The sequence below is a fragment of the Bradyrhizobium sp. AUGA SZCCT0105 genome (genome assembly GCF_018129565.1).
In the GTDB taxonomy this organism is placed as follows: Bacteria; Pseudomonadota; Alphaproteobacteria; order Rhizobiales; family Xanthobacteraceae; genus Bradyrhizobium.
In genome coordinates, this window is the sequence record NZ_JAFCMK010000004.1 from 528,095 (window position 1) to 553,242 (window position 25,148).

Below are 25,148 nucleotides of genomic sequence, written 5' to 3' on the forward strand. Positions count from 1 at the left end.
GGCTACCAACAAGCTCTACGAGACGGATATGACGTCGAGTTCCCTCAGACCGCAGAGGGTCAGGATGGGCAAGGTGCATCACAGGAGATCATAACGCGGCCAATCCGACAATCCTGTAACCCGGTCGCCCCGTTTCACTGATCCCGGCAACAGGCGCCTCGAGCTATGTATGGTCGAGGTCAGACGTGGCGCCTCTGTGACGGCGTCTTGAAAGCGGACGCAACGGCCCGTCCCGCTCACAACGCGATGGCGTTCTTCAAGCGCGACGTCTCTTGATAGGCCGGTGACGCCAGATGGCCGTATAGCCATGGCCTTGCGCGCTTGCCGCTGGCCTCGTGCACGCCGTCGAAGACATCCATGTCGATCAGATTCGGATGAGCCGACGATGCATAGACGGATCGCATCTCCGCGAACTTCTCGTCCCGCCCAAGCTCGATCGCGTTTGCAGCATCACGGCTGCCGATCTCGACGAACAGCGGACACGGACGGAGCAGATACGCCAGCTCTGCGCCGGTGTATTTGGCGCGGCTGTTGGCAAAATGAATGTAGGCCGCAAGTTCAATGCCGAGGTTCTTGCTGATGGCGGACGACATCAGAAACTTCTTCTCGTCACGCATATATCCGGAGGCGACGGTCGGCCGCATCCGCCCCGTCGCCGCTTCCAGGTGCAGCACGAGAAAGGCGCCCGAGGACACCCCATAGACGCCGACATTCAGACCAGCCGCTCCGGTCAGCTTCCGGCAGACGGTTTCGCCGGCGTCGATCGATGCACACGACACGTTGTGCGCCGAGATGCCATGGGATGCCAGCATCGCGGCGATGTTGTTCTGGCTCTCCTGATTTCCGATCTGAACGATGTAAGGACACCACACGACATAGCCGTCCTGGCAAAGCTGCTTGCCGAGCGCGTTCATGTAATCCTTGTCGGCATCATCGAAGCACCGCTCCGGCGTGCTCGCCATGCCGTGGCCGAGCAGGATCAATCCCTTGAACGCGCCGTCGGGAATCCCGAGACATCCGCGCACCGGCACGCCGCATTCCAGATCGAACTCGACCTTCACGACCGAGAATCCATCCGCCATGCCGCGCCAGAGAACCCGGATCTCGTCGTGCGATGGCCGATATAGCCGCCGCTCCCGGAACAGCGAGTGCATCTCCCTTCGAATGCCGGGGCCGGTGGCGACGGCGCGCAGCTTTCCTCTGGTCGCGATATCGAAGAACGACTGGCAGAACGTATCGTAGCCCAGCGCCGGCAGATCGACGTTCGCGCACGATCCCTGGCAGTGACTCAGCGTCAACGTGTTGCCGGTGACCGACGAGGGCCCGACCAGCGTCATCAACAATCCGGAAAGCGCCCTGCGGCTGATCATCGGCCCTCCCCGAGCCGGCGATGGCTCGACTGCATGTCACGGATCGCCGCCTAGCAGGCGCGACAAGTCGCGCGGATACAAATTAAAGGATGTTCATGGTCGAATGATCGCGCGCAGCGTTGCAAACGTGTGACGCTGGCGAGCCTTGCGCCGCAGCAAATCATGCCGGATGCGTTTCGAGACGCTTCGGAAATATGTCTGACTGTCTCGCAGGTTCAATTTCGCCACACACAACGATGATCGTCAGGTGCTGACCATCAGGTCCTGGTCTTCAAGTCTTGATCATGTCTTGGGCTTGATGTCGGTGACCTTGGCATCGGCTGCCTTCGGCGCATCGCCGAAATCGAGCTTCTTCTGGAAGCCGATCTGCACGTTCAGCGCCCAGGGCTGAACCTCGTCGGGCCGCCAGGCTAGCCTCGCCATTCGACCAATCGATCCGCTCCCAAGCATCCAGGTAATATCCTTCCCAGACGCCGGATCGCGTCACGGCAGTTGCCGGACGCCGAGGTTCCAGTCATCATTCCGCAGGCCTGATTGCCCTGCGAGACTGGGAATGGTTGCCAGTCCTGCCTTTGCCGAATTCCTGCGCGAGTAACTCGCGCCGCTCGGCCGCATCACGATGCGGCGCATGTTCGGCAAGACCGGCTTGTTCTGCGACGGCGTGATGCTCGGGATGGTCACCGACAATACATTCTACGTGCGGGTCGACGAACAGAACCGTGAGACCTCCAAGGAGGCGGCGACGAGCCCGCCGCTCAACTATGCCAAGCAGGGCGCGACCATCGATCTCGCATTCTGGCGGGTGCCGGAACGGCTGTTGATGAACCCGACTAACTCGTCGTCTGGGCGCAGGCTGCGCTGGCAGCCGCGCGCCGGGTCGCAGCCAAACGAGCGAGGCCCTCCGCGCCCGCGCGAAAACCGCGAACGAGTCCGGCGAAGCGCCGCAATTCCCCGTGATGCGCGGCTGACGCGCACCGGGATAGCCCGGACTCGTGGCTCGGGCTGAATTGCTTTACGCAATACTTTCGCGGTCGATGGGTTTATCTATTGGGCAGCAGTATTTCCTGGAATAGCCGATGGCGAACGACCTGCACGAGCATCTGATTGAACTGGCCTATGAGGCCGCGGTCGTCCCCGAGCTTTGGCCGAATGTGCTGCATCAGGTCGGCGCGATCGCGCGGGCGCGCGGTATCGTGCTGCTGACGGCAGCCCCGCACGACGTCCGCTGGGTCGCATCCCCCGACATGCACGACGACACGGTTGCCTATGTCGAAGGCGGCTGGCACGAGCGCAACGGGCGGTTGCCGCGCCTGCTCGCGGCCAATCATGCGGGCTTCCTGCGCGACATCGACGTGTTCGATACGCCCGAGGAGGTGCAGCAGGATTTCCAGATCCGCGAGTTCTTCCGCCCGCGCGGGCTCGGATGGGGTGCCGGCACCGCGATCCCGGTGCCGAGCGGCGACGTGCTGATCTACAGCGTCGAGCGCGAATACCAGCACGGACCGATCGAGCGGGAAGCGATCGAGCAGCTCGACACGCTGCGCCCGCATCTGGCGCGGGCGGCGCTGCTGTCGGCCCGGCTTGGAATGGAGCGTGCCAGGGCGGCAACCGAGTCGCTGGCGATGCTTGGACTGCCCGCGGCGGTGCTGCGGCGCGGCGGCCGTCTGATGGCGGCCAACACGCTGTTCGACCGCCTGGTGCCTGATGTGATGCAGGATCGTACCGATCGCCTGACGCTGGCGGCAGCTACCGCCGACGCGCTGTTCGCGCAGGCAGTGGCGGCACTCGATCAGGGTCTCATCAGCGCCGAGGTCCGCTCGGTCCCGATCGCGGCACAGGACGATCGTCCGCCGCTGATCGTGCATCTGGTCCCGATCCAGGGCGCCGCGCGCGACCTGTTCGACCGGGCGCTGGCGATCGTGATCGTGACGCCGGTGGTGCCATCAGAGGTGCCGACCGCGGAAGTGCTGCAAGGCCTGTTCGACCTGACGCCGGCCGAGGCGCGCGTCGCGCGCGGTATCGGCGAAGGACGCACCGTCGAGGCCATCGCCATCGCATTCGGCATCTCCCGCGAAACCGTGCGCAACCAGCTCAAGGCCGTGCTGGCGAAGACCGGGCTCGGCCGACAGGTGGAATTGGCCGGACTGCTCGCCGGCGCCAAGGTGCCGCCGGGTTCGTCTGCCGACTGAGACTCAAGCCGCATTCAGACGGGCCTGGAAGAAACCGGCAACACGGTTAACTGCATCGGCCGTCATTGGATCATTGTCCGCGAAGTCGAAGCGGTGCGCCTGGCCTGGATAGAGAGCGCGCAACCATCTGCCACACCCCTCGGGGGCATCGCAAAGGATCGCATGTTCAAACGGCGCGGGTTGCGCTAGTGATACCTCCCCTCCTCCCACCGTGCGCCCACCCCGGCGTACGTCCAGTCAATGAGTGTATCTGAATGGCCGAAGCCGACCTCGACGCCGTCATCCGGCAAACCGCAAGAGCGCAGACCAAGGCCGTGATGGCGGCTGCCAAGAAGCGCCAGGCCGTCTGGGTCGCGCGCGCCGCCAAGGCCAAGGACAAGGAGACCAAGGCGCGCTTCCGCTTCCTGGCCAAGAGCACGATCCTGAACGCGACCGCGACCGCCAAGCGGTTGCAGAATTCCGCGGAGAACGCCGCCGACGCCTATGCCCGCGCCATGAAGAAGGCGATGGAAGAGCCGCCGCCGGCCCAGAAGCCTGCGAAGAAGAAAGAGGACGCTTAGCTAAGGAGCGCGCATGCTCACCGTTCACCATCTCGGCAAGTCGCAATCGGAGCGGATCGTCTGGCTCTGCGAGGAGCTGGAGATTCCGTACGAGCTGAAGTGCACCACGCGCGATCCAGTCACGATGCTGGCGCCGGCCGATTACAAGGCGCTGCATCCGATCGGCGCCGCACCTGTCATCACCGACGGCGCCCTGGTGCTGGCCGAATCCGGCGCGGTCGTCGAGTATATCGTCGCCAGGTATGGCAATGGACGGCTGACGCTGACATCAGACCATCCCGACTTCGCGCAGTTCCTGTACTGGTTTCACTTCGCCAACGGCACGCTGCAGGCGCAGATGGGCCGCAGCATGATCCTGAACCGGCTCAACCTCGCGGCCGACAATCCGATGCTGGTCGCGACCCGGGCGCGGGTCGACCGCTCGTTCGATCTGATCGAGGCGCGGGTGCGCGACGCCACATATCTTGCGGGCGATGTGTTCACGACGGCCGATATCATGATCGGCTTTTCGCTGACGACGATGCGCTATTTCCTGCCCTACGATCTCGGCCACCGCCCCAACATCAGGAATTATCTCGGCCGCATCGCCGCGCGCCCGGCCTATCAGCGCGCGATGCAGAAGGGCGATCCGGGCATGGCGCTGCTGCTGACCTGAGATCGTGATGCCGCGTTATGTCGCCTTGCTGCGCGCGGTCAACGTCGGCGGTACCGGCAAGCTGCCGATGAGCGAGTTGAAGGCAATGTGCGTCGACGAGGGATTTGCCGACGTGCAGACCTATATCGCCAGCGGCAATGTCGTGTTCTCCTCGAAGCTCGGCGCGCCTAAGGTCAAGGCCGCGCTGGAGAAGCGGCTGCACGCCTATGCCGGCAAGCCGGTCGGCGTCGCAGTGCGGAGCGCGGACGAGATCGCCGCGGTGCTGAAAGCCAATCCGTTTCCGAAAGCGCCGCCGAACACGACGGTCGCGATCTTTCTCGACGCGCCGCCACCCAAGGACGCCCTGAAGGACATCAAGGGCCAGCAGGACGAGCAGATGCGGCTCGGCAAGCGCGAGATCTATGTCGCCTATGGCAGCGGCATGGGCCGCTCGAAGCTGAAGATCCCCGCCGCCGCCAACGGCACCGCGCGCAACATCAACACGATCGCGAAGCTCGCCGAGCTCGCGGCGGGTGATGATTGAGCCTAGTCCGAGAACCCAACCCCGTCATCCTGAGGTGCGAGCCACTTCGGCGAGCCTCGAAGGATAAATCGGCCACCAGCCGGGCCGTGCATCCTTCGAGGCTCGCTCCGCTCGCGCCTCAGGATGACGGGTTAGGTGCTTTGACTCGCGGATAGGAACAGCATTGCTAGCTCTCCCGCACCGCAAATCCTTCGGCGCCGAGCCTCGCCAGCACCTCTTCCAGATGCGCGCGGTCGCGGGTTTCGATTACGAGCTCGAGCAGCGTCGCCTTGGCCGGCAGGTCGGAGAAGGTGCGCTGATGCGAGACCTCGATGATGTTGGCGCCGGCGTCCGCGAGCAGGATCGACACCGCCGCGAGCTGGCCGGGCCGGTCGACGATATCGAGCGCCAGCTGGGTCAGCCGTCCCTCGCGCGCCAGCTCGCGGGTCAGCACCGAGGCGATCAGCCTGGTGTCGATATTGCCGCCGGTGAGCACGAGGCCGACATTGCGGCCGGCAAAGCGGCCGGGTGCCGCGAGCACCGCCGCGAGGCCGGCGGCGCCGGCGCCCTCGACCACCGTCTTCTCGATCGAGATCAGGGTCGCGACCGCGCGCTCAATCTGGTCCTCGCTGACCAGCACGATGTCGTCGACGAGGTCGCGGACGATCCTGGTGGTGATCTGCCCGGGCGCCTTGACCGCGATGCCTTCGGCGAGCGTGTCGCCGCGCATCGGCAGTTGCTCGCCTTTGACGGCATTGTACATCGACGGATAGAGCTGGGCCTGCACGCCGACGATCTGCACCGACGGCTTGATCGCCTTCGCGGCGGTGGCGATGCCTGAGATCAGCCCGCCGCCGCCGATCGGCACCACCAGAATATCGAGCTCCGGCACCGCCGCGAGCATTTCGAGCCCGATCGTGCCCTGTCCGGCAATGATCAGCGGATCGTCATAGGGATGGATCAGGATCAGGCCGCGCTCGGCGGCATGCGCGCTGACGAACGCGAAGCATTCTTCCAGCGTCTGCCCGGTGATGATGACCTCGGCGCCGTGCCGCCTGGTGTTCTCGATCTTCACCATCGGCGTGCCAATTGGCATCACGATGGTGGCGGGGATGCCGAGCCGCTTGGCGTGATAGGCGACGCCCTGGGCGTGATTGCCGGCCGACATCGCGATCACCCCGCGCTTGCGCTCTTCGGGGGACAGCGCCTGCAGCCGGTTCAGCGCACCGCGCTCCTTGAAGGTCGAGGTGAACTGCAGGTTCTCGAATTTGAGGAACAGGCGGCAGCCGCAGATCTCGCCCAGCGTGCGGCTCTCGTTGCACGCCGTGACCATGACCGAATCCCGGATCACGTCGGCGGCACGGCGCACGTCAGCAAGAGTGACGTTAGCAGGAGTTACGGCGGTAGTATCGGAAGGATGCGGCATCGGGTTTCGCTTTGGACCGTTTCGTCAGACGGAACCTAGCGTGTTTCGACGCCGAAAACGACCGCGCTATCGCTCGGTCAATGCCCCTTCCTCCGGCTTGGCCGGCCCGGCCAGCTCGATCTCATCGCATTTGGGGCAAACCAGCGCGGTCCGGAAATGCTTGTCGAGCACAATGGTGCGCGTCCTGCCGCACTGGCAGCGCATCGGCTTGTCCATGGAAGGTCGGCCCGGGTTCGAGATGCAGGGAAAGCGTGTGCCTAGCTATCCCGGTCCGGTTAACCCAATATGACGTGCCGCCGGAATATCTAGAAGAAGCCCGCGCTGAGATCGAGGCCATAGCTCGCCCTGAGCACTGCGACGAACAGGACCGCAAAGCCGAACAGCAGGACATGCCGGGCGATGCTGCTCCGAAGCGAATTGGCCGGAAACACGCGTGCGATCGATTGAGCCAAAGCAGTCATTTGCGACCTCCAGAGCCACGTCCCGAAGTTAGGTCGCGCGCAGAGCTATGAGGTTCAACGCGGCTCGCGGAACGGCCGGCGGCGCACCGATGCGCTCGGCTCCGGGCTACGCTGTGGCCGTGCCCTGTTCCTGAAGCGGTGACCGACCACGATCAGCTTGCCTTCTTCGCGGATCGCGGCCTCGGCCAATGGCTCAGGCGGCAGATTGTCTTGGGTGACGGCCTCCAGCGCCTGCAGGAACTCACGACCGGCCGCTGTGATCTCCCAGCCTTCGGCGTCACGCAGCACGTAGCCATTGCTAAAGATGTCGAGTTCGGGAACCCGCGACGCGAGGCGCTTGATCCGCGCATGCCAATCCTCGCCGCTCGACGAGAGGATAGCGAGGTCGTGCTTGAGTGAATCGAGCGTAGCTCTGCCGCTGACGTGACTGGCCAATATTTTTAAGATCGCAACCTGTATGCTCAACTCGACGCCTCGACCGCCACGGTTCTTTTTGTTCTGCGCAGCCGATCTGGAAATTATCGCGCTGATGACTCAGGCGTCCAGTCATCAGCGCCAGTTATCCAGAGACGGCATGACGGTATCGATTTACGCTGCGCGTGATGTGCCGACGCGGCGCTCGGGCCGCTGCGACGACATCGATTCCTCTTCCATATCCTGCGGCGCGCCCCAAAATTCCCGCACCGTCGGCCCGTGCTTCAACCTGCGGGCGCGCAGGAAGCCGAGAATCTCGTGCGGCCAGACCCGACGCCCCATCTGCGTGTACCAGCGCATCGCATGACGAAGTCCGGTGTCGCGATGCAGCAGCACGCGGAGCAATGCCTTCGGGCGGCACTGCAACACCATCTCGGTGAACTTGAACCACAGCAGCACGCGCCACGGCGCCATGTGCCGCGTGGCCAGCACCTGATGCTTGTAGTCCCAGAGCCGGCGATCGGTCTGGATGACGCGCCGACCTGCCGCGAGACGGAAATACGGCGTCCAGCGATGCGGCGTGACGTAGAGCATCTGGATCTGATCGGGATCGTAGGACAACAGCTGCCGCAAGCCGCGCCAGTGATCGCGATCGGTCTCCTCCTCGAAGCCGACTACCCAGGTCGCCATCGACAGGATGCCGTGCTGGCGCATCAGGCGAATGGCCTCGCGATCGATCGTGGTGGTCGCGCCCTTGCGGATCAACTCCAGCGTCTTCTCGTCGGTGTTCTCCATGCCGAGCAGGAAGCGCTGCCAGCCCGCCTTCTTGTAGAGATGCAGGATGTCGGCATCGCGGACGATGTCGTCGGCGCGGGTGGAGCCGACCAGGATCAAATCGACATTCTCCGCGATCAGGGCCTCGAGGAAAGCCCGCCAGGCCTTCTTCGAGACGGTGGGATTCTCGTCGGCAAAATTGATCACCTTGACGCCGTGCTCGCGATGGAGTCGTGCCAGTTCCCTGGCAAAGCGCACGGGATCGCGGCGTCGCCATCGCGTCCAGAAGCCGCGCTGGCCGCAATAATTGCAGAGATGCGGACAGCCGCGCGAGAACTGCACCACGACGGCGCGGAGCCCGCCCCAGTAGCTGTAGCGCGCGTGATCGATCAACTCCCAGCCGACGCGATAGGCATCGAGATCGCGGATGACAGGCGCGGGCCGCGTGGCACGTGGCTCATCATCGTCGCGGAATGCAATGCCGTCGATGCCGGCAAGATCGCCGCCATATTCCAGCGCCCGCATCAGGCGGCGCGCGGTCTCCTCGCCTTCGCCGCGCACGATCGCGGTGACGTAGGGCTCCTCGCGCAGCACTTCACGCCAGTGATAGGTCGGGAATACGCCGCCATAGACGATCAGCGCCCCGGGCACGGCCCTGACGATCGCCTGCGCCACCTCTGCGATGACGGGATGGCCCGAGGTCGAGCCGGAATGGCCGAACAACACCGCATCCGGCGAAAACCGCGATGCCTCCGCCAGGATGGCGGCAAGCGGCATTGGCCCGAACTCGGCATCGAGAAGCCGGACTTCATGTCCGTCGTCGATCAGGGGACCGCCGATCGACAGCAGGCCGAGCGGCGGCAAATGGTCGTCGGGAATCCGGCTGCCGATCGCCGGATGCGGCACGTTGATGAGAAGAATGCGCATGGATGATCGCTCCCGCTTTGGTTGGCGTGATCGTTCGTCCCCGCATCTTGTGGAAGAGAGCCCAACCCCCGGCCGGGCTTTGAGAAGAGAGCAGTTGGCGCGGCTTGACGCGCTAGAGGTTCGGCACCTCCGCCGGCATGATCGCGGTCAGCCCGCCGAAACGGCGCTCGCGGCGATGGAACGAAGAAAGCGCGTCGGCGAGATCGTCGGCATCGAATTCGGGCCACATCCGCTCGGTGAAATGCAGCTCGGCATAGGCGCCCTCCCAGAGCAGGAAGTCCGACAGCCGCTTCTCGCCCGAAGTGCGGATGATCAGGTCGACATCGCGCAGGCCGGCCTCGCCTGTGATCAGATCGGCAAAGGCCTCGCGGCTCAGCGGGCCTGCGCCGGCCACGCGCGCGGCGGCGTTCAGGATGGCGTCGCGCGCCGAATAGTCGATCGCGATGCGCAGATGCAGCGTGGTGCCGTCGGCGGTCTCGGCCTCGGCCCGCGTGATCGCGGCGGCGATGCCGTCGGGCAACCGGTCGCGGCGGCCGATCACGGTGAGGCGAACGCCGTTGCGCACGAGGGCTGCGATCTCGTTGGCGAGATAGAACCGCAGCAGCCCCATCAGCGCCGTGACTTCGGCCTTCGGGCGGCGCCAATTGTCGCTCGAGAACGCGTAGAGGGTCAGCGTGCCGACGCCCTGGTCCGGCGCGGCCTCGACGATGCGGCGGATCGCCTCGACGCCCGCCTCATGTCCGCGCAGGCGCGACAGGCCGCGCCGTGTCGCCCAGCGGCCATTGCCGTCCATGATGATGCCGACGTGGAGCCGTCCGGCTACCTCCGGCTTGAGCGCGACGTTACTTTGCATCACAAAGTCTCCGGACAAAAATGGGATGATCAAATCGGCTGGATACCAAGGCGGCGAGACCTGCCTTCGTCTTTGCCGGCGGCGCTGGCCGCATCGCGCACCAGTTGCTCGAGCACGGCGAGATAATCGAGGAAACGGCGGCGGCCGCTCCTGGTCAAACGGCAGGTGGTGTGCGGGCGATTGCCTTCATAGCCCTTGATGACGTCGACGAGGCCGGCCTCCTGCAGCACCTGCAGATGCCGGCTGAGATTGCCGTCGGTCAGGCCGCAGAGCTGCTTGAGATCGGCGAAGGCGAGCCCCTTCGGATGTGCCATCAGCGAGGTCAGCAGGCCGAGCCGCGCCTTCTCGTGGATGACGCGGTCGAGGCCATCATAGGCGAATGGCGCGGTGGTCACGTCAGTCTTCGACATCATTGCCTCCGGAAGCGAAATACAACAGTGCTGCGAGCAGCAACTGGCCGATCGCGAATGGCAGGCCCATGGTCCAGGGCGACAGTGCGTGGCTCTGGCTTGCGATCAGCAGCACCGTGAAGCCCGACAGGAAATACCAGGCGCCGCCGAGCGCGATCGTGCGCGGCAGCAGGCGGACCGAGGCGAACACGCCGAGGCTGACCAGCACCTGCCACAGGCCGGGGAGCATCCACAGCGTCTCGGGCGCGAATTTCCATTGCAGGATCGCGAGCAGCACGCCGGCGATCACAGCGGGAACGAACTGCTCGATCGCCTGCTGAATCATCGCATCCGCAAGGCCCGAATGATGCCGCCGCGAGCGCGCCTGCATCTCGATCCAGATCAAGACCGCAGAGAGCAACGCGGCTGCGGCCCAGCCCGCGAGGAACAAGATCGGATGATGAGTCGGATCATCGAGCCAGAGATATTGCGCAAGCGCCGTGACCAGCGCGATGCCGCTGGTGGCGGCGACCGTCGCCGGACCGTAGCCGCGGAACGCGGTTCCGGCCGCAATCTGGCTGCGGATCGCGAGAATATCGGCCAACGCCTTGTCGAGGTCGCGCATGTTTTGTCCGAACTTTGTATTGCAAAGTATACGGGATCGCCAAGTAAACGCAAGCGGCATCGCGCGGCGTGCCGAGCGTGATGTTTAACAGCCGGTTACTGCGCGGATTGCGGCGAAAGCGTGCCGCCTCAGACCTTCACCAGGCTCGCAAAGCCGCCATAGATCATCCGCTTGACGTCGAACGGCGCCGTCTTCGGATCCATCGACGACGCCAGGCGGGGATCGGCCATCACCTTGGCGTTGATCCTGTCGCGCTGGGCGCGCGACTTGTAAGTGATCCAGGCGAACACGACGGTTTCGCCGGCCTTCAGTTTCACGCTCTGCGGAAACGAGGTCAGCTTGCCCCGCTTGACGTCGTCGGCGACCCATTCGCGATAATCCAGCGCACCATGCTCGCGCCAGACCTTGCCGGCCTTCTTGGAGAGCTGGGCGTAGACCTTGAGTTTCTTCTTCGGCACGGCGACCACGAAACCATCGACGTAAGGCATTGGCGTTTCCTGTTGTCTGGTTCCCCGTCATTGCGAGGAGCCAACGGGCGCGCGCTCGCGCGACCTGTTGGCTCGCAATGACGATCAGGAGTGACAGCAGGATGCCTGAACCGGTGCCGGTTGGTATTGGTCACGTAGCCGCACCCAATCCATCGGATAGGGCAAGCCCTCCTCGTGGCGGCCGAGCGGCGTCAGGTCGAGATAGTGATAGGCGGCGTTCATCATGTCGAGGCCGCGCGCGAAGGTCGAGTAGGTGTGGAACACGCCCCCCTTCTCGTCGCGGAAGAACACGCTGATGCCGGGCAGTTCGGGACCATAGAGCGGGGTCGTTCCATAATTGTATTTCGCGTCCCCGGCATCGATCTGGCCTTGCGTGAACGACACACCGTAGTCGTAGTTGAAGTCGTTGGCGCCCGACGACACCCAGTCGAAGGTCCAGCCCATCCGCTGTTTGAAGGCCTCGAGCTTGGCCAGCGGCGCAAGCGAGACCGCGACCATCGTCGTGTCGCGCGCGGCCAGATGCGGCACCATGCGCTCGAAGCCATCGACCCAGAACGAGCAACTCTTGCAGGCTGCGTCCCACTCCGGCGCGAACATCACGTGTTGCACCACGAGCTGCGGCCTGCCCTTGAAGAGATCGCCGAGCGTCACCTCGCCATCCCGTCCGTCGAACACATAGTCCTTGTCGACCTTCACCCAGGGCAGTTCGCGGCGCTGCCGGCTCAGCGCTTCGCGGGCCTGCGTGAGTTCCTTCTCGTGGGCCATCAGCGCCTTGCGGGCCGCGATCCATTCGTCGCGTGAAACGATCTTGTGCTGTTGCATGAGATGCTCCCTTGCGGTTCAGGCGTCGACATATTGCGCGAGATTGCCGAGGAATTCGGTCCAGCCGCGCTGGTGGTTGTCGCGCGCGGTCTCGTCGACGAACTGCGCGTGATGGAAGGTGAGCAACGTGCCGCCGGCGTCGGGCTTGATCGACACGGTCACCTCGGACTCGCGTTCCGGCGTCGAATGCCAGGCCCAGCTGAACACCAGTCTCTCGTTCGGCACCACCTCGCGATAGATGCCGCCGACCTCGTGATACTCGCCGTTGGTGCCGGTGAACTGGATCCGGTAGCGGCCGCCGACACGGACGTCGAGCTGGGCCTGCGTCGTGCCGGGCTTGACCTGGCCCGGGCCGAACCACCGCACTAGGTTTTCCGGCTCGGTCCACGCGGCGTAGACTTTTTCCGGCCGGGCGCGGAGGCGCCGCGTGAGGGTGAGGCTTGGACGCGCGGCAAGGCCGGCGTCGGCTGCGGATTTAGTTGCCGATTTAACTGCCATGGGTCTTCCTCCACAAAAGCGGCAAGGCGGTCGAGATTGTCGGACCAGAATTGCGCATAGCGATTGAGCCAGTTCATCGCCTGCTCCATCGGTCTCGCGGTGAGCCGGCACGCCACCGTGCGGCCGGTCTTTTCGCGAGCAACTAGGCCGGCATCCGTGAGCACGTCGAGATGCTTCATGATCGCCGGCAACGACATCGCGAATGGCTGCGCCAGCTCGCTCACCGACAGGCTTTCCTGCTCACCGAGCCGCGCCAGCAGCGCGCGGCGGGTGGGGTCGGAAAGCGCCGCAAAGGTGCGGTCCAGCGTCTCGTCCTGATACTTAACCATATGGTTTAGTATAGACGCAAACGACGCGGCGTCAAGCGCCCGGCTTCACGATCACGTCAATGCCGGGGCGCCACGACGCCGGATGGTTGGGACGATCGCAGGCGGAGAGCAGAAGCGCCCTCCCAGCCGGCGGCTACTGCCGGTGGTGCCGATGCCGGTGACGGTGCGGCCGAGGTTGCTCCGGCTCGAGCTGCTCGCGAAACAGGAATCGCGGATTTTCTCCGCAAGCAAGGAAGCGTCCGGACACGCTCGCAAGGCACTGATCGTAGGTCCGATAGGCGCATTCGCCGGGATAGCCGAGGCTCGGGCCCTGTGCGCACCACGGGTAATCATAGGGATCGGCGGACGCGCGATCGATGCCGGCCACGGCGGCTAGCGTCATCGTTCCCAACGCCAGCACTGCCAATCGCGATGTGCGCATGATCCCACCCGTTCCGGTTCTGAAGAGCCGCAGTCAATCAAGCGCGGCATAACCGGTATGGTTCCTGAAGGCCACTTTATTCCGCATCAGGATCGCTCAACTTTTGCAGCAGGGTGCAGGACAAGTCCGCGCTCGCGGCCGGACTCGTCCCACCCGTTCAGTGTGAGGCTACTCGACCTTGAGGCCGGCGAACTCGACCACCTTCTTCCACTTGTCGGTCTCGGCCTTGATGTCGTTGCCAAAAGCGTCCGGCGCCTGGATCAGCGAGTCGCCGCCGAGCTCGACCAGGCGCTTCCTCATGTCGGGCTCGGCGAGCACGGCGTTGATCTCGGTGTTGAGCTTGGCGATCAGGTCCTTCGGCGTGTTCTTCGGCGCGCCCATGCCGAACAGCGCGCTTGCCTCATAGCCCTTCACGGTCTCGGCGATCGCCGGCACGTCCGGCAATTGCGAGGAGCGCTCCGTCGTGGTCACGCCGAGCGCGCGCAGCGAACCGGAGCGGATGTGCTGGATGATCGAAGGCATGTTATCGAAGATCACCTGCACCTGGCCACCGAGCATGTCGGTGATCGCAGGCGCGGCGCCTCGATACGGCACGTGCTGCATCTTGCAACCGGTCATCGACATGAACATCTCGCCGGAGAGGTGCACCGAGGTGCCGTTGCCGGAAGAGGCCATGTTCACCTTGCCGGGATTGGCCTTCACATACTCGATGAACTCGGCGACGTTCTTCGCCGGCACGTCCTTGTTGACGGTCATCACGTTCGGCACCCGGTTGAAGGAAGCAACCGGCGCGACATCGCGCACGAAGTTGAACTTCAGATTGGCGTACAGCGAGGCGTTGATGTAGTTCGCCGGATTGACCAGCAGCACGGTGTAGCCGTCGGGCTCGGCATTGATCGCAGCTTCGGTGCCGATATTGTTGCCGGCGCCCGGCTTGTTCTCGATCACGAACTGCTGGCCGAGCTTCTCCGCCAGCCGCTGCCCGATCAGGCGCGCGATGATGTCGGTGGCGCCGCCCGGCGGATAGCCCACGATCCAGCGCACCGGTCGCGCCGGATAGTCGGCAGCCGAAGCGCGGCCGATCGCGAATGTCGAAATCCCCGACCCGATCAGGCCCAGCGCGGCGCGGCGTGAAATCATGAAGTCTCTCCCAATCCCGCAGGGTTTGACCCCTGCCCGTTTCTGTTGCGTTGCGTGCGGCGCGGTTTTAACAAACAATGTCTGAAGCGGCCAGTGCGACACGTGCGCCACCGCCCGCGACGAAAGGCTAAGCCTCGGCTCTGCATCAGACCCGAAGCATTGAATTCTTGTTTAAGACTCTGGACCGAAGAGGATCGATCATGTCCGTCAAGGTGAATGGGCTCGACCATCTCGTGATCAATGTCGCCGATGTGGTGCGCTCGGTTGCCTGGTACAGCAGGATCCTCGGCATGGAGGTGAAGGTGTTCGACCCCGGCAAGGGCAAGACACCGCGCACCTCGCTTGTGTTCGGCAACCAGAAGATCAATGTGCGGCCGCGCGATGCCGACAAGGTGGACTGGTTCACCGCCGATCATGAAGCGGCCGGCAGCGACGATCTCTGCTTCCTCACCTCGAGCACGCCCGAGGCGGTGGTCGCGCATCTGAAGGCCCATGGCGTCAAGATCGAGGAAGGCCCCGTCGCCAAGCAGGGCGCGCGCGGCACGCTGCGCTCGGTCTATTGCCGCGACCCCGACGGCAGCCTGATCGAGATCTCGTCGTATGAGAGGGATCCAAGCTAGCTGTCATTCGTCACTGCGAGCTGGCTGTTCGCGCGAATGCGCGCCCCGTGACAGGCAGCGCGAATGGACCCATCCGTTCCGTGCGACGGAACGGAATCGCTTCGTCGTGTCGGCGCAAAATGACTTTGCAAATCCCGATTTGCTCTCGGCGCACGCCGATGGCAGAACTGCTCCCAACCAAGATCAATGGCGGCCGGCAAGGCTGCGCGGGAGGACATATGACGACTTCACAGCCAGTGCCGGGCATCGTCGGACCGTTTGCGGGGCTCGACGTGCCATGGTTGCTCAGGATGCGCGCCGAGGTGCGCCGCGATCATCCGTTCCTGATCTGGGCGCCGTTCGATGCGCCGGCGCGGCGCTGGAGCTACGGCGAATTCCATGAGCGCGTCGGCTCGCTCGCGGCGGGCCTCGCCAAGCGCGGCATCAGGCAGGGCGACTATGTCCTGATCCATCTCGACAACTGCGTCGAGGCGATCATGTCGTGGTTCGCGTGCGCCGAACTTGGCGCCATTGCCGTCACCACCAACACCCGCTCGGCTGCGGCCGAGATCGACTATTTTGCCGGCCATTGCGGCGCGGTCGCCGCGATCACCCAGCCGGCCTATGCCGAACTGCTATCAGCCAACTGCAAGGGGCTGCGCTGGATCGCGGTGACCTCGCATGATGCGGGCCAGGCGCCAGCACAAGCACCCGCGCGCGGCGATAGCTTTGACGCACTGTTCGCCGACAGCGCCGACCGGCCGAAGCGCCCGATCGATCCGCTCGCACCGTGCAGCGTGCAATACACCTCGGGGACCACGTCGCGGCCGAAGGCGGTGCTATGGACGCATGCCAACGCGCTGTGGGGCGCCAAGATCAACGCCGCGCATCAGGATCTGCACGCGACCGACGTGCACCAGACCTATCTGCCGCTGTTCCACACCAACGCGTTGGCCTATTCGATGCTGGCAAGCCTGTGGGTCGGCGCGACCTGCGTGATCCAGCCGCGCTTCTCGGCGAGCCGCTTCTGGCCGGTGGCGCTCGAGCACGGCTCGACCTGGACTTCGACGATCCCGTTCTGCATGAAGGCGCTGCTCGAGCACGAGGTTCCGAAGAACCACAAGTTCAGGCTCTGGGGCACGGCCGTGAACGAGCCGCCGGCATTCGCCGTGTTCGGCATCAAGATCATCGGCTGGTGGGGCATGACCGAAACCATCACCCACGGCATCATCGGCGAGGTCGACCAGCCGAACCCGCCGATGTCGATCGGCCGCGCCGCACCCGAATACGAAATCCGCATCACCAATGATGATGGCGTGCCGACCGCCGTCGGCGAGACCGGCAATCTCCTGATCAAGGGCATCCCCGGCCTGTCGTTGTTCGCCGAATACCTGCACAACGAGAAGGCGACGCGCGAGAGCTTTGACGAGCACGGCTATTTCATCACCGGTGATCGCGTCACGATGCTGGAGCGCGGCTATGTCAGGTTCGGCGATCGCTCCAAGGACATGCTCAAGGTCGGCGGCGAGAATGTCGCGGCCTCCGAGATCGAGCAGGTGATCGGGGTGGTGCCGGGCGTGCGCGAGGCCGCGGTGGTGGCGAAGAAGCATCCGATGCTGGACGAGGTGCCGGTCGTCTTCATCATCCCGCAAACCGGCGTCGCGGCGCTGCCTGCCGACCTCCACGACAAGGTCATGACGGCCTGCCGCTCCGCGCTCGCCGACTTCAAGGTGCCGCGGGAAATCCGCTTCGTCGACGAGATGCCGCGCTCGACGCTGGAGAAGGTTGCGAAGGCGGAGTTGAGGAAGATGCTGGAGTAAGAACAGCGCTTTGCCTCGCCGTCATTGCGAGCGAAGCGAAGCAATCCACCGCTCCGCATACGCTGAAGTATGGATTGCTTCGTCGCTTCGCTCCTCGCAATGACGCGAAGTTCTCAATTCACCTCAAACCGGATCGGCAGCTTCTTCGGGCCGTTGACGAAATAGGCCTGCGTCATCTTCACCTCACCGTCGAGCGACAGCGATTTCAGGTGCGGCAGCAGTTCCTCGAACAGGATGCGCATCTCGAGCTTGGCCAGATACTGGCCGAGGCAGAGATGCGCGCCATAGCCGAACGCGACGTGGCGATTGGGCTTGCGGTCGCTGCGGAAACGATCGGGGTCCGCGAACACCTCCTCGTCGCGGTTGCCCGAGGCGTAGCACAGCATCAGCCAGTCGCCTTTCGCGATCTTGCGGCCGCCGAGCTCGGTATCCGCGGTGGCCGAGCGCATGAAATGCTTGACCGGCGTCATCCAGCGGATCGCCTCGTCGACCAGGCCCGGGATCAATTCCGGGTTGGCCTTCACCTTGGCGAATTCCGCGGGGTCCCTGGCCAGCGCCCAGATCGCGCCCGCGGTCGAGGATGAGGTGGTGTCGTGGCCCGCGGTCGCGACGATCATGTAATAGCTGGTCTGATCGTGCTCCGGCATGTAGTCACCGCCGATCTTCGCATTGGCGATCACGGTGGCGAGATCGTCGCGCGGGTTCTGGCGGCGATTTTCGGTGATCTTGCGGAAGTAGGCGGAGAAGTCGGCGACGATCGCCTGCAACATCGCCGAGACCTGTTCCGCACTCAGCGCCTCGCGGACGCGCGCGGTGTCGGGATCCTGCGGGCCGAACAGCTCCTGCGTCAGCTTGAGCATACGCGGCTCGTCCGCCTCGGGCACGCCGAGGATCTCCATGATGACGTGCAGGGGATAGCCGAGCGCGACGTCCTCGACGAAATCGCAGGCGCCGCCGCGGTCGAGCATGCGCTGCACCGTGGCGCGCGCGATCTCGCGGACGCGGCCCTCGAACTTGCCGAGATTGGCCGGCATGAACCAGCCCTGCGTCAGCGCGCGGTACTTCGGATGGTCGGGCGCATCCATCTGCACCAGCGAGCGCACCAGATTGGGCCCGCCGGTGATCTTGCGCACCCGCTCCTCGAGCGCCTGCGTCGTCAGCGTGGTCGGGCGGTCGGCATTGTGGAACAGCTCGTTCTGCCGGCTGATCGCCTGGATATGGGCGTGCTTGGTCACCACCCAGAACGGATCGAAGCGGTCAGGCCGCGCGATGCCGAGCGGGTTGTTGGCGCGCAGCCAGCGATAGCTGTCGTGGATGCGGTCGTCGGCATAGGCGACGGGATCGACGAGGGTTTCCGCGATGTTGGCGGGGATATCGAGATCCCCGGTCGTTGTCGTGCCCATGATCGTCCTCACCTGCCGAAGCACCGGTCGCGCCGATGATCGCCGAAATCTAGGCGGAGGTAAGGAAGACGACTTGCGTTGATTGGCTAAACGCCGCGCCACACACGCTATTGCGCGGCGTGGCGGAGTGATGACGGCGGGCTCAATAATGCCCGAACGCCACCGGGCGGAACGCCTGCAGCAATTGCTGGTCGAGCTTGCCGCCCATCTCCTCCATCATGGAGAACGCCTTGGCGTGGGTGAATTGCAGCCGGTAGGCGCGCTTCTCGACCAAGGCGGCATAGACATCGACGATCGTGGTGACGCGGACGATGTCGCTGATCTGGTTGCCGCTGAGCCCGTTCGGATAGCCGGTGCCATCGAGGAATTCGTGATGATGCAGGATCACGTCGAGCATTTCCGGCGGGAAGCCGCCCTGCGCCGACAGCGCCTCGTAGCCGCGGCGCGGATGTTCGCGCATCTCGGCCATTTCCTCGACCGTGAAAGAGCCGGGCTTGTCGAGCAACGCGACCGGAACGAACGCCTTGCCGACATCATGCAGCAGTGCGGCACGGGCGAGCCGGCGCTGGTCGTCGTCGCGCATGCCGAGATGCTGCGCGAATGCCACCGCAAAGCCGGTTACGAACAGACAGTGGCGATAGGTCTCCTGGTGATGGCAGCCGACGGTGGTCAGCCATTCACGCAGCGAGTTGTGCTTGATCGCCTTGAGGATCTTGTTTTCGGCGGCAACGATGTCCTCGAACCTAAGCGGCTCGCCGGCGCGCATCCGCTCGAACATCTTGACCATGACGCCATGCGCGGCTTCGACGCCGCGATTGAGCGCCTTGCCGCGGTCGGTTTCGTCATAGCCGCTGTTGTCGGGAAACGCGGCGCGGATGCGCTGCAGGATGCCGCGCGCATCGAACGGCCGCGAGATCGTGTCGGTGGCGCCGAGCGCCCAGGCCTGCATCGAGGCGTGATGCAACGCATCCGCCAGCACGAACAGCCGCGGCATCTCGCGATAGGCGTCGGCCTGCAGCTTGGCGCGGACCATTTGCACGGCTTCGGGCGAGCGCAGATTGATGTCGACCACAATGCCGGAGAGATCGCGGGCCGGCTGCTCGGGAATGTCCGAGGTCGGCACGGTATCGACCTCGCCCACCGAGCGCAGGATGCTGGCGAGTTCGTTGCTCTGATCGCTTCGATCTGACGCCAGCAGCAGGCGGCGCTTCGAAGTCTGGTTATTGGCCAAGGCAGTCATGACATCCCCGTCGCGGTAACGACCGACAGCGGACGCTACCTGACGATGCGTTCCCTCCGGCTTAATGGGGATGCTGAATGGCGGTTAAGCGCAATGGATACAATTTGAGGAACCGCCAAATCCGCCAGCAGAATCAGGCCAGCAGAAAATGCATGGGGGCGGCTGCAGCGCCGGCCAATCATGAATTTTTGCAGCGTCAAAGGCGTCGACGCCGCCACCATCCGGCGGACGCTTGGGGCAAAGAAAAACGCCGGAGAGCGGTCAAGCTCTCCGGCGTCTTCATTGGTTCAGGGCGTTACGCCTTCATCGCAGCCTTGACGGCCTCCGCGGTGATCGGCAGGCCGCGGACGCGGGCACCGACCGCGTTGAAGACGGCATTGCCGATCGCCGGCGCCACCACCGTCACGGCGGGCTCGCCGACGCCGGTCGCCTTCTCGCCATTGGCGATGACGTTGACCGCGACTTCCGGCAGCTGGCTCATCCGAAGCGGAGTGTAGGTGTCGAAATTGGTCTGCTCGATGCCGCCGTCCTTCAACGTCGCCTTCTCGAACAGCGCCAATGACATGCCCCACAGCGCCGCGCCCTCGACCTGGGCCCGGATGCCGTCGGGATTCACCTGCGTACCAACGTCGGTCGCAACCGTCAGCTTCTTCACCGTCACCTCGCCCGACGGGGCGACGGCGACGTGGGCGACGCAGGCGGTCCAGCTCGCCGTGGCGCGCTCCTGCGACGACACGCAGGCAACGCCCATGCCTTCGCCCTTGGGCAGCTTCTTGGTGCCGTAGCCGGCGAGACCCATCGCGGCGAGCAAGGTGTTACGGAGGCGCTGCGCGCCGCCGTCGTTCTTGCCCTTGCCGTCGAGCAGTTCGACGCGAAGCTGGGCCGGGTCCTTGCCGGTCGCATGCGCGATCTCATCGACCATGCTTTCGACCGCCCAGAACGTCCAGCCCGGCGCCACCGAACGGAGCTGACCCGACGGGGTGGCGTTGTGCGCCATCTCGTTCTTGATCGCCCGCACATAGTGGTTGGGAACGGTGTAGAAGAAGTCCGAACCGTTCACCGTGAAAGCATCGAGTGGTCCCTTCTTGTCGACCGAGGGCGACAGGAAGTCGGGGATACCCCAACGCTGGGTCGGCCAGGCCGAGACGACGTCGTGGCTCAATGCGACGAGCTTGCCGTCGCCGTCCACGCCAGCCTTTACTTTCTGGTAGGTCAGCGGACGCGAGAAATCCATCGTCATGTCGTTCTCGCGCGTGTAGATGACCTTGACCGGCTTGCCGACGGCCTTGGCCGCCTGCACCGCGGGCACCATCATGTCCGCGTCGAGACGCCGGCCGAAGCCGCCGCCCAGCCACATCTGATGCATCACCACGAACTTCGGATCGATCCCGGCGGCGCCGGCCGCGATCGCACCGGAGCGCGTCGCGAACTGGTTGCCGGAATAGATGTGCAGGATGTCGCCCTTGAACTCCGCGGTGGCGTTCATCGGCTCCATCGGCGCGTGGATGTTGATGTTGGTGGTGTATTCCGCCTCCAACACCTTGGCCGCCGTGCCGAAGGCTGCGTTCGGATCGCCGTCCTTGACGAAGAACTCGCCGGAATCGCTCAATCCCTGAAGCCGCTTGGCCTCGGCGAACAGCGATTCGCTCGAAAGTTTGGCGTTCGGACCGCCATCGTAGTCGATCTTCAGCGCCGCCGCCGCCTTCTTGGCGTTGGCGTAGGTGTTGGCGACCGCGACGACCCAGCCGGTCGTGGTTGTGGTCTTGTCGTCCAGGGTGACGGCCTTGATGAAGCCCGGCACCTTCTTGGCCGCGCTATCGTCCACCGACTTCACGGTGGCGCCGTAGCGGACCGGCGGAGTGACCAGCGCGCCGTAGACCATGCCCGGAAGCATCACGTCGATGCCGTACTTGGCCGTGCCGTTGACCTTCAACGGAATGTCGAGCTGCGGCACCGAGACGCCGATCATGGTGTACTGGTCGGCAGACTTCAGCTTGATCGCCTTCAGATCGTCCGCCGTAAACGTCTTGGTCGCCTTGCCGCTCTTCACCACTTCGGCAAACGACATCGACTTCTTCGACTTCGGATGGCTGATCGTCGACGCGCGCACCACCAGCTCGCTGGCCGGCACGCCCATCGAGGCCGCCGCCGCCTCGGTCAATGCGATGCGGCCGGCAGCGCCGGCACGGCTCATGGCGTCGAAGTTCATCATCGTCGACCAGCTGCCGCCTGTGATCTGCGCTCCCAGCACGGGGTCGTTGAACTTCGGATCGTTGGATGCGAGCTGGACCCGCATGTCCTTCCAGTTCGCGCCGAGCTCTTCGGCCACGATCTGCGCCATCGTCGAGGCGACGTGCTGGCCCATGTCGGCCTTGCCGCAGGTCACGGTGACGAGACCATCGGGCGCGATCGAGTACCAGACGCTCGGCTCGACGTTAGCGGGCGCGGGTGCCGCGAGCGCGTGGTCGATGCCAGACGCGGCGTAGCCGAGCACGAGACCGGTTGCAGCGGTGCCGACCAGGAAGGAACGGCGGCTGAGATCGGTCGTCTCGGGGGCGAGGTCTTTCACGTGCTTGTTCATGTGGCCCTCCGCTCGGATCCGGTGGCCGATGCGGTGCGCATGTCGGACGCAGCGCGCATGATCGCCTTCTGGATTCGTGAATAGGTCATGCAGCGGCAGAGATTGCCGTCCATATGCGCGACCACTTCTTCCTTCGTCGGATTGGTATTCTTCGACAGCAGCGCGGCTGCCTGCATGATCTGGCCGGACTGGCAGTAGCCGCATTGCGGCACCTGCTCGGCGACCCAGGCCTTCTGCAAGGGATGTTCGCCCTTGGCGGAGAGGCCTTCAATGGTGGTGATCTTCTTGCCGACGGCGTCGGCGAGCGAGGTCTGGCAGGACCGCACCGCTTCGCCGTTGAGGTGAACCGTGCAGGCGCCACAGAGACCGGCGCCGCAACCGAATTTGGTGCCTGTCATCTGCAATTGCTCGCGGATGACCCAAAGCAGCGGCGTGTCATTGGCCGCCTCGACGGACATATTCCGTCCGTTGATATTGAGATTTGGCATCTCTCTCCCCTTCCGGTGTAGGAAGCCGCTTACGGCGGCAACTCACTGTTGGGTCATGGCTGGCGCCCACCGGGTAAGCGACAGTTGCCGAAACAATGATCCGGTTCCCGGCTGGAGGCAATCCAATTTGGAATTGCTCGAAAGGAATAAATTTCGGAAACTACCCGTTGTGCGATGCGGCAACGGCATGAAGCTTTTGAAATGCCAGTATTGATGCCGTATCGATCACTCCTACCAAGGTCGGTAGCGCTGCCGGACCTGACATCGACAACAGAAGGAGCCCGTCAATGGCCAAGCTCAACCGCAGCGGCGTCGATATCTACTACGAGATTCACGGCAGCGGCCCGCCCCTGATCCTCACCCACGGCTATTCGTCGACCTCTGCGATGTGGCACGGCCAGATCGAGGCGCTGTCGAAGCGGCACAGGCTGATCCTGTGGGACATGCGCGGACACGGCCAGTCCGACTATCCCGACAGTCCGGATGCTTATAGTGAAGCGGCGACGGTCGGCGACATCGCCGCCCTGCTCGATGTTGCCGGCGCCGACAAGGCGATCGTCGGCGGCCTGTCGCTCGGCGGCTACATGTCGCTTGCCTTCCACCGCGCCCATCCGGAGCGGGTGCGCGCGCTCTTGATCATCGACACCGGCCCGGGATTCAAGAAGGACGACGCCCGCGAGGTCTGGAACACGCGCGCCCGCGACACCGGCGACCGCTTCGACCGTGAGGGGCTCGAGGTGCTGAAGTCCTTGAGCGCCGAGCGCGCGTCGGTCACGCATCGCAATGCCAGGGGCCTGGCGCTCGCCGCGCGCGGCATGCTGGCGCAGCGCGATGCGCGGGTGATCGAGTCATTGCCCGAAATCAAGGTGCCGTCGCTGGTTGTGGTCGGGGCCGACGACACGCCGTTCCTGGCGGCGTCCGACTACATGGCGGCAAAGATCCCGGGTGCGCAGAAGGCGGTGATTCCGAACGCCGGCCATGCCGTCAACATCGACCAGCCGCAGGCCTTCATCGCCGCCGTGCTGCCGTTCCTCGATGGCCTCGAGGCCAACGCGCCGGGAAAGGCCGCCTCATGAAGCCGATTGTCGTCGCCTTGTTGCTGACGGCGGCCGCGACAGGAGCGAACGCCCAGAAGCTGCGGCCGTTCACCGACTCGGCCACGCCAACATTCACCGCGACGCTGTCGAACCACACACCGCTGGTGTTCGGCATGGACGTCGCGGACGCGCAGCGCGCGCTGGGCACCCCCTTCACCCATGTCAGCGGACGGCCCGGCAACGAGATCTTCCTGACCTTCCGCGACCTCGGCGGCAGCGGGCTGTTTCCGCACCATGATCGTCTCTATCTGCAATTCCGCAAAGGCCGGCTCGCCGGCTGGAAGGCCGACTGGGGCGAGAACTGGATGTGGCGCTAAACCTCATCACCGAAAGCTTCATGCAACCCCCAACATGACAAGGATGGACTATGGGACAAGACATCAAGCTGAAGGCTTCGGACGGATTTGAACTCGGCGCCTATCGCGCCGATCCCGCTGGCGCGCCAAAGGGCGCGATCGTGGTGATCCAGGAGATCTTTGGCGTCAACCACCACATCCGCTCGGTTTGCGACCGGCTGGCGAAGGAAGGCTATGTCGCGGTTGCGCCGTCGATCTTCGACCGCATCACGCCGAACTTCCAGAGCGGCTATTCCCCCGATGAGGTGGCCGAAGCGCGCAAGTTCGTCGCCAATCCGGACTTTGCCGCGATGCTGCGCGACAGCCAGGCAGCGATCGACGCGGTGAAGTCGGCCGGGCCGGTCGGCATCATCGGCTTCTGCCTCGGCGGCAGCATCGCCTATGCGGCCGCCACCAAGCTAACCGGGCTCTCGGCCGCGATCGGCTACTACGGCGGCGCCGTCATCCGCTTCGCCGACGACAAGCCGGCCGTGCCGACGCAACTGCATTTCGGCGAGAAGGATGCCGGCATTCCTTTGAGCGATGTCGAGACCATCAAGTCGAAGCGGCCCGAGGTCGAGGTCTTCATCTATCCGGGCGCGCAGCACGGCTTCCATTGCGACGAGCGCGCAAGCTACGACAAGGCGAGCGCCGACACCGCCTGGCCGCGCAGCATGGAATTTTTCGGAAAGCATCTGCGGAAATAGGGCGCACCCCTATTCCACCGTCATTCCGGGACGCG

29 protein-coding genes and 1 pseudogene are annotated in these 25,148 nt (G+C 64.5%); 10 read left to right on the forward strand and 20 right to left on the reverse strand.

Translation table 11 applies throughout. From position 1 onward, the window contains the following. Window positions 1-236: 236 nt before the first annotated feature. Complete coding sequence (locus JQ573_RS22055; RefSeq protein ID WP_212312230.1) at window positions 237-1,370, reverse strand: hypothetical protein; 1,134 nt, start codon at window positions 1,368-1,370, stop codon at window positions 237-239. 282 nt (window positions 1,371-1,652) lie between these two features. Then, complete coding sequence (locus JQ573_RS22060; RefSeq protein ID WP_212312238.1) at window positions 1,653-1,793, reverse strand: hypothetical protein; 141 nt, start codon at window positions 1,791-1,793, stop codon at window positions 1,653-1,655. A gap of 205 nt (window positions 1,794-1,998) precedes the next feature. Between JQ573_RS22060 and JQ573_RS22065 the strand changes: the two genes are divergently transcribed. The 5 genes from JQ573_RS22065 to JQ573_RS22085 all read left to right on the forward strand — a co-directional run bounded on the left by JQ573_RS22065 (window position 1,999) and on the right by JQ573_RS22085 (window position 5,297). Next, window positions 1,999-2,376, forward strand: a complete 378-nt coding sequence (locus tag JQ573_RS22065) for a TfoX/Sxy family protein (protein WP_249132088.1) — start codon at window positions 1,999-2,001, stop codon at window positions 2,374-2,376. Window positions 2,377-2,446: 70 nt separating this feature from the next. Then, window positions 2,447-3,559 carry a helix-turn-helix transcriptional regulator gene (locus JQ573_RS22070; protein ID WP_212312246.1) on the forward strand — a complete coding sequence of 371 codons (1,113 nt, stop codon included), beginning with the start codon at window positions 2,447-2,449 and terminating at the stop codon, window positions 3,557-3,559. Window positions 3,560-3,813: 254 nt separating this feature from the next. Continuing rightward, window positions 3,814-4,119: a hypothetical protein gene (locus tag JQ573_RS22075; RefSeq protein WP_212312248.1), complete on the forward strand. Its 306-nt coding sequence runs from the start codon at window positions 3,814-3,816 to the stop codon at window positions 4,117-4,119. A gap of 13 nt (window positions 4,120-4,132) precedes the next feature. Beyond that, entirely contained in the window at window positions 4,133-4,774 is a 642-nt protein-coding gene (locus JQ573_RS22080) for a glutathione S-transferase family protein (RefSeq protein ID WP_212312250.1), read from the forward strand. Window positions 4,775-4,781: 7 nt separating this feature from the next. Beyond that, the gene (locus JQ573_RS22085; protein ID WP_212312252.1) at window positions 4,782-5,297 is read left to right on the forward strand and encodes a DUF1697 domain-containing protein; all 516 of its coding nucleotides are present in this window, start codon (window positions 4,782-4,784) and stop codon (window positions 5,295-5,297) included. Between the two features lie 166 nt (window positions 5,298-5,463). Here the strand turns inward: JQ573_RS22085 and JQ573_RS22090 are convergent, their stop codons facing one another. The 14 genes and pseudogenes from JQ573_RS22090 to JQ573_RS22155 all read right to left on the reverse strand — a co-directional run bounded on the left by JQ573_RS22090 (window position 5,464) and on the right by JQ573_RS22155 (window position 14,843). Continuing rightward, window positions 5,464-6,702: a threonine ammonia-lyase gene (locus JQ573_RS22090; protein WP_212312254.1), complete on the reverse strand. Its 1,239-nt coding sequence runs from the start codon at window positions 6,700-6,702 to the stop codon at window positions 5,464-5,466. 66 nt (window positions 6,703-6,768) lie between these two features. Then, window positions 6,769-6,918, reverse strand: coding sequence for a hypothetical protein (locus tag JQ573_RS22095; protein WP_212312261.1), 150 nt, complete (start codon window positions 6,916-6,918; stop codon window positions 6,769-6,771). 89 nt (window positions 6,919-7,007) lie between these two features. Continuing rightward, window positions 7,008-7,163, reverse strand: coding sequence for a response regulator (locus tag JQ573_RS22100; protein ID WP_224943765.1), 156 nt, complete (start codon window positions 7,161-7,163; stop codon window positions 7,008-7,010). A 54-nt stretch (window positions 7,164-7,217) separates the two neighbouring features. Next, on the reverse strand, window positions 7,218-7,628 hold the full coding sequence (locus tag JQ573_RS22105) for an aminoacyl-tRNA deacylase (RefSeq protein WP_249132090.1): 411 nt from the start codon (window positions 7,626-7,628) through the stop codon (window positions 7,218-7,220). A gap of 123 nt (window positions 7,629-7,751) precedes the next feature. Then, a complete protein-coding gene (bchE, locus tag JQ573_RS22110) occupies window positions 7,752-9,278 on the reverse strand; it encodes a magnesium-protoporphyrin IX monomethyl ester anaerobic oxidative cyclase (protein ID WP_212312263.1) in 1,527 nt (508 codons plus the stop codon). Window positions 9,279-9,390: 112 nt separating this feature from the next. Continuing rightward, window positions 9,391-10,131, reverse strand: a complete 741-nt coding sequence (locus JQ573_RS22115; protein ID WP_212312265.1) for a di-trans,poly-cis-decaprenylcistransferase — start codon at window positions 10,129-10,131, stop codon at window positions 9,391-9,393. 29 nt (window positions 10,132-10,160) lie between these two features. Then, window positions 10,161-10,541 carry a transcriptional regulator gene (locus JQ573_RS22120; RefSeq protein WP_212312267.1) on the reverse strand — a complete coding sequence of 127 codons (381 nt, stop codon included), beginning with the start codon at window positions 10,539-10,541 and terminating at the stop codon, window positions 10,161-10,163. Beyond that, complete coding sequence (locus tag JQ573_RS22125; RefSeq protein ID WP_212312275.1) at window positions 10,528-11,145, reverse strand: hypothetical protein; 618 nt, start codon at window positions 11,143-11,145, stop codon at window positions 10,528-10,530. The genes JQ573_RS22120 and JQ573_RS22125 overlap by 14 nt, the downstream gene beginning before the upstream one ends. A gap of 128 nt (window positions 11,146-11,273) precedes the next feature. Continuing rightward, a complete protein-coding gene (locus JQ573_RS22130; protein ID WP_212312277.1) occupies window positions 11,274-11,633 on the reverse strand; it encodes a DUF1428 domain-containing protein in 360 nt (119 codons plus the stop codon). An 84-nt stretch (window positions 11,634-11,717) separates the two neighbouring features. Continuing rightward, window positions 11,718-12,455: a thioredoxin family protein gene (locus tag JQ573_RS22135; RefSeq protein WP_212312285.1), complete on the reverse strand. Its 738-nt coding sequence runs from the start codon at window positions 12,453-12,455 to the stop codon at window positions 11,718-11,720. Between the two features lie 18 nt (window positions 12,456-12,473). Next, a pseudogene (locus JQ573_RS22140) lies at window positions 12,474-12,836 on the reverse strand (SRPBCC domain-containing protein); the annotation flags it as partial. After that, window positions 12,821-13,282: a helix-turn-helix transcriptional regulator gene (locus JQ573_RS22145; protein ID WP_212312289.1), complete on the reverse strand. Its 462-nt coding sequence runs from the start codon at window positions 13,280-13,282 to the stop codon at window positions 12,821-12,823. The pseudogene JQ573_RS22140 and the gene JQ573_RS22145, both read right to left, overlap by 16 nt. Before the next feature lie 133 nt (window positions 13,283-13,415). Continuing rightward, window positions 13,416-13,703, reverse strand: a complete 288-nt coding sequence (locus JQ573_RS22150; protein ID WP_212312296.1) for a DUF3551 domain-containing protein — start codon at window positions 13,701-13,703, stop codon at window positions 13,416-13,418. 168 nt (window positions 13,704-13,871) lie between these two features. Next, window positions 13,872-14,843 carry a tripartite tricarboxylate transporter substrate binding protein gene (locus JQ573_RS22155; RefSeq protein ID WP_212312304.1) on the reverse strand — a complete coding sequence of 324 codons (972 nt, stop codon included), beginning with the start codon at window positions 14,841-14,843 and terminating at the stop codon, window positions 13,872-13,874. 200 nt (window positions 14,844-15,043) lie between these two features. Here JQ573_RS22155 and JQ573_RS22160 point away from each other — a divergent pair, with 200 nt between their 5' ends. After that, complete coding sequence (locus tag JQ573_RS22160) at window positions 15,044-15,463, forward strand: VOC family protein (RefSeq protein WP_212312306.1); 420 nt, start codon at window positions 15,044-15,046, stop codon at window positions 15,461-15,463. Between the two features lie 218 nt (window positions 15,464-15,681). Then, on the forward strand, window positions 15,682-17,262 hold the full coding sequence (locus JQ573_RS22165; protein WP_212312308.1) for an AMP-binding protein: 1,581 nt from the start codon (window positions 15,682-15,684) through the stop codon (window positions 17,260-17,262). 113 nt (window positions 17,263-17,375) lie between these two features. On the opposite strand, the gene JQ573_RS22170 is transcribed toward JQ573_RS22165, so the two are convergent. The 4 genes from JQ573_RS22170 to JQ573_RS22185 all read right to left on the reverse strand — a co-directional run bounded on the left by JQ573_RS22170 (window position 17,376) and on the right by JQ573_RS22185 (window position 22,974). Continuing rightward, complete coding sequence (locus JQ573_RS22170; RefSeq protein ID WP_212312310.1) at window positions 17,376-18,665, reverse strand: cytochrome P450; 1,290 nt, start codon at window positions 18,663-18,665, stop codon at window positions 17,376-17,378. A gap of 142 nt (window positions 18,666-18,807) precedes the next feature. Further along, window positions 18,808-19,905 (reverse strand): HD-GYP domain-containing protein, encoded by a 1,098-nt coding sequence (locus JQ573_RS22175; protein ID WP_212312312.1) that lies wholly within the window; start codon window positions 19,903-19,905, stop codon window positions 18,808-18,810. A gap of 295 nt (window positions 19,906-20,200) precedes the next feature. Continuing rightward, a complete protein-coding gene (locus JQ573_RS22180) occupies window positions 20,201-22,486 on the reverse strand; it encodes a molybdopterin cofactor-binding domain-containing protein (RefSeq protein ID WP_212312320.1) in 2,286 nt (761 codons plus the stop codon). Beyond that, window positions 22,483-22,974: a (2Fe-2S)-binding protein gene (locus JQ573_RS22185; RefSeq protein WP_050425001.1), complete on the reverse strand. Its 492-nt coding sequence runs from the start codon at window positions 22,972-22,974 to the stop codon at window positions 22,483-22,485. The genes JQ573_RS22180 and JQ573_RS22185 overlap by 4 nt, the downstream gene beginning before the upstream one ends. Before the next feature lie 287 nt (window positions 22,975-23,261). On the opposite strand from JQ573_RS22185, the gene JQ573_RS22190 reads away from it, so the two are divergent. The 3 genes from JQ573_RS22190 to JQ573_RS22200 are packed head-to-tail and all read left to right on the forward strand — an operon-like array spanning window position 23,262 to window position 25,113. After that, on the forward strand, window positions 23,262-24,050 hold the full coding sequence (locus JQ573_RS22190) for an alpha/beta fold hydrolase (protein WP_212312322.1): 789 nt from the start codon (window positions 23,262-23,264) through the stop codon (window positions 24,048-24,050). Then, on the forward strand, window positions 24,047-24,388 hold the full coding sequence (locus tag JQ573_RS22195) for a hypothetical protein (RefSeq protein ID WP_212312324.1): 342 nt from the start codon (window positions 24,047-24,049) through the stop codon (window positions 24,386-24,388). Before JQ573_RS22190 ends, JQ573_RS22195 begins: the two co-directional genes overlap by 4 nt. 50 nt (window positions 24,389-24,438) lie before the next feature. Continuing rightward, window positions 24,439-25,113, forward strand: coding sequence for a dienelactone hydrolase family protein (locus tag JQ573_RS22200; protein ID WP_212312326.1), 675 nt, complete (start codon window positions 24,439-24,441; stop codon window positions 25,111-25,113). Window positions 25,114-25,148: the final 35 nt, after the last annotated feature.

Bases quoted from the DNA above. Each gene is read 5' to 3' on its own strand.
- JQ573_RS22055 (WP_212312230.1), bottom strand. From the start codon at position 1,370: ATGATCAGCCGCAGGGCGCTTTCCGGATTGTTGATGACGCTGGTCGGG.
- JQ573_RS22060 (WP_212312238.1), bottom strand. From the start codon at position 1,793: ATGGCGAGGCTAGCCTGGCGGCCCGACGAGGTTCAGCCCTGGGCGCTG.
- JQ573_RS22065 (WP_249132088.1), top strand. From the start codon at position 1,999: ATGTTCGGCAAGACCGGCTTGTTCTGCGACGGCGTGATGCTCGGGATG.
- JQ573_RS22070 (WP_212312246.1), top strand. From the start codon at position 2,447: ATGGCGAACGACCTGCACGAGCATCTGATTGAACTGGCCTATGAGGCC.
- JQ573_RS22075 (WP_212312248.1), top strand. From the start codon at position 3,814: ATGGCCGAAGCCGACCTCGACGCCGTCATCCGGCAAACCGCAAGAGCG.
- JQ573_RS22080 (WP_212312250.1), top strand. From the start codon at position 4,133: ATGCTCACCGTTCACCATCTCGGCAAGTCGCAATCGGAGCGGATCGTC.
- JQ573_RS22085 (WP_212312252.1), top strand. From the start codon at position 4,782: ATGCCGCGTTATGTCGCCTTGCTGCGCGCGGTCAACGTCGGCGGTACC.
- JQ573_RS22090 (WP_212312254.1), bottom strand. From the start codon at position 6,702: ATGCCGCATCCTTCCGATACTACCGCCGTAACTCCTGCTAACGTCACT.
- JQ573_RS22095 (WP_212312261.1), bottom strand. From the start codon at position 6,918: ATGGACAAGCCGATGCGCTGCCAGTGCGGCAGGACGCGCACCATTGTG.
- JQ573_RS22100 (WP_224943765.1), bottom strand. From the start codon at position 7,163: ATGACTGCTTTGGCTCAATCGATCGCACGCGTGTTTCCGGCCAATTCG.
- bchE (WP_212312263.1), bottom strand. From the start codon at position 9,278: ATGCGCATTCTTCTCATCAACGTGCCGCATCCGGCGATCGGCAGCCGG.
- JQ573_RS22115 (WP_212312265.1), bottom strand. From the start codon at position 10,131: ATGCAAAGTAACGTCGCGCTCAAGCCGGAGGTAGCCGGACGGCTCCAC.
- JQ573_RS22120 (WP_212312267.1), bottom strand. From the start codon at position 10,541: ATGTCGAAGACTGACGTGACCACCGCGCCATTCGCCTATGATGGCCTC.
- JQ573_RS22125 (WP_212312275.1), bottom strand. From the start codon at position 11,145: ATGCGCGACCTCGACAAGGCGTTGGCCGATATTCTCGCGATCCGCAGC.
- JQ573_RS22130 (WP_212312277.1), bottom strand. From the start codon at position 11,633: ATGCCTTACGTCGATGGTTTCGTGGTCGCCGTGCCGAAGAAGAAACTC.
- JQ573_RS22135 (WP_212312285.1), bottom strand. From the start codon at position 12,455: ATGCAACAGCACAAGATCGTTTCACGCGACGAATGGATCGCGGCCCGC.
- JQ573_RS22145 (WP_212312289.1), bottom strand. From the start codon at position 13,282: ATGGTTAAGTATCAGGACGAGACGCTGGACCGCACCTTTGCGGCGCTT.
- JQ573_RS22150 (WP_212312296.1), bottom strand. From the start codon at position 13,703: ATGCGCACATCGCGATTGGCAGTGCTGGCGTTGGGAACGATGACGCTA.
- JQ573_RS22155 (WP_212312304.1), bottom strand. From the start codon at position 14,843: ATGATTTCACGCCGCGCCGCGCTGGGCCTGATCGGGTCGGGGATTTCG.
- JQ573_RS22160 (WP_212312306.1), top strand. From the start codon at position 15,044: ATGTCCGTCAAGGTGAATGGGCTCGACCATCTCGTGATCAATGTCGCC.
- JQ573_RS22165 (WP_212312308.1), top strand. From the start codon at position 15,682: ATGACGACTTCACAGCCAGTGCCGGGCATCGTCGGACCGTTTGCGGGG.
- JQ573_RS22170 (WP_212312310.1), bottom strand. From the start codon at position 18,665: ATGGGCACGACAACGACCGGGGATCTCGATATCCCCGCCAACATCGCG.
- JQ573_RS22175 (WP_212312312.1), bottom strand. From the start codon at position 19,905: ATGACTGCCTTGGCCAATAACCAGACTTCGAAGCGCCGCCTGCTGCTG.
- JQ573_RS22180 (WP_212312320.1), bottom strand. From the start codon at position 22,486: ATGAACAAGCACGTGAAAGACCTCGCCCCCGAGACGACCGATCTCAGC.
- JQ573_RS22185 (WP_050425001.1), bottom strand. From the start codon at position 22,974: ATGCCAAATCTCAATATCAACGGACGGAATATGTCCGTCGAGGCGGCC.
- JQ573_RS22190 (WP_212312322.1), top strand. From the start codon at position 23,262: ATGGCCAAGCTCAACCGCAGCGGCGTCGATATCTACTACGAGATTCAC.
- JQ573_RS22195 (WP_212312324.1), top strand. From the start codon at position 24,047: ATGAAGCCGATTGTCGTCGCCTTGTTGCTGACGGCGGCCGCGACAGGA.
- JQ573_RS22200 (WP_212312326.1), top strand. From the start codon at position 24,439: ATGGGACAAGACATCAAGCTGAAGGCTTCGGACGGATTTGAACTCGGC.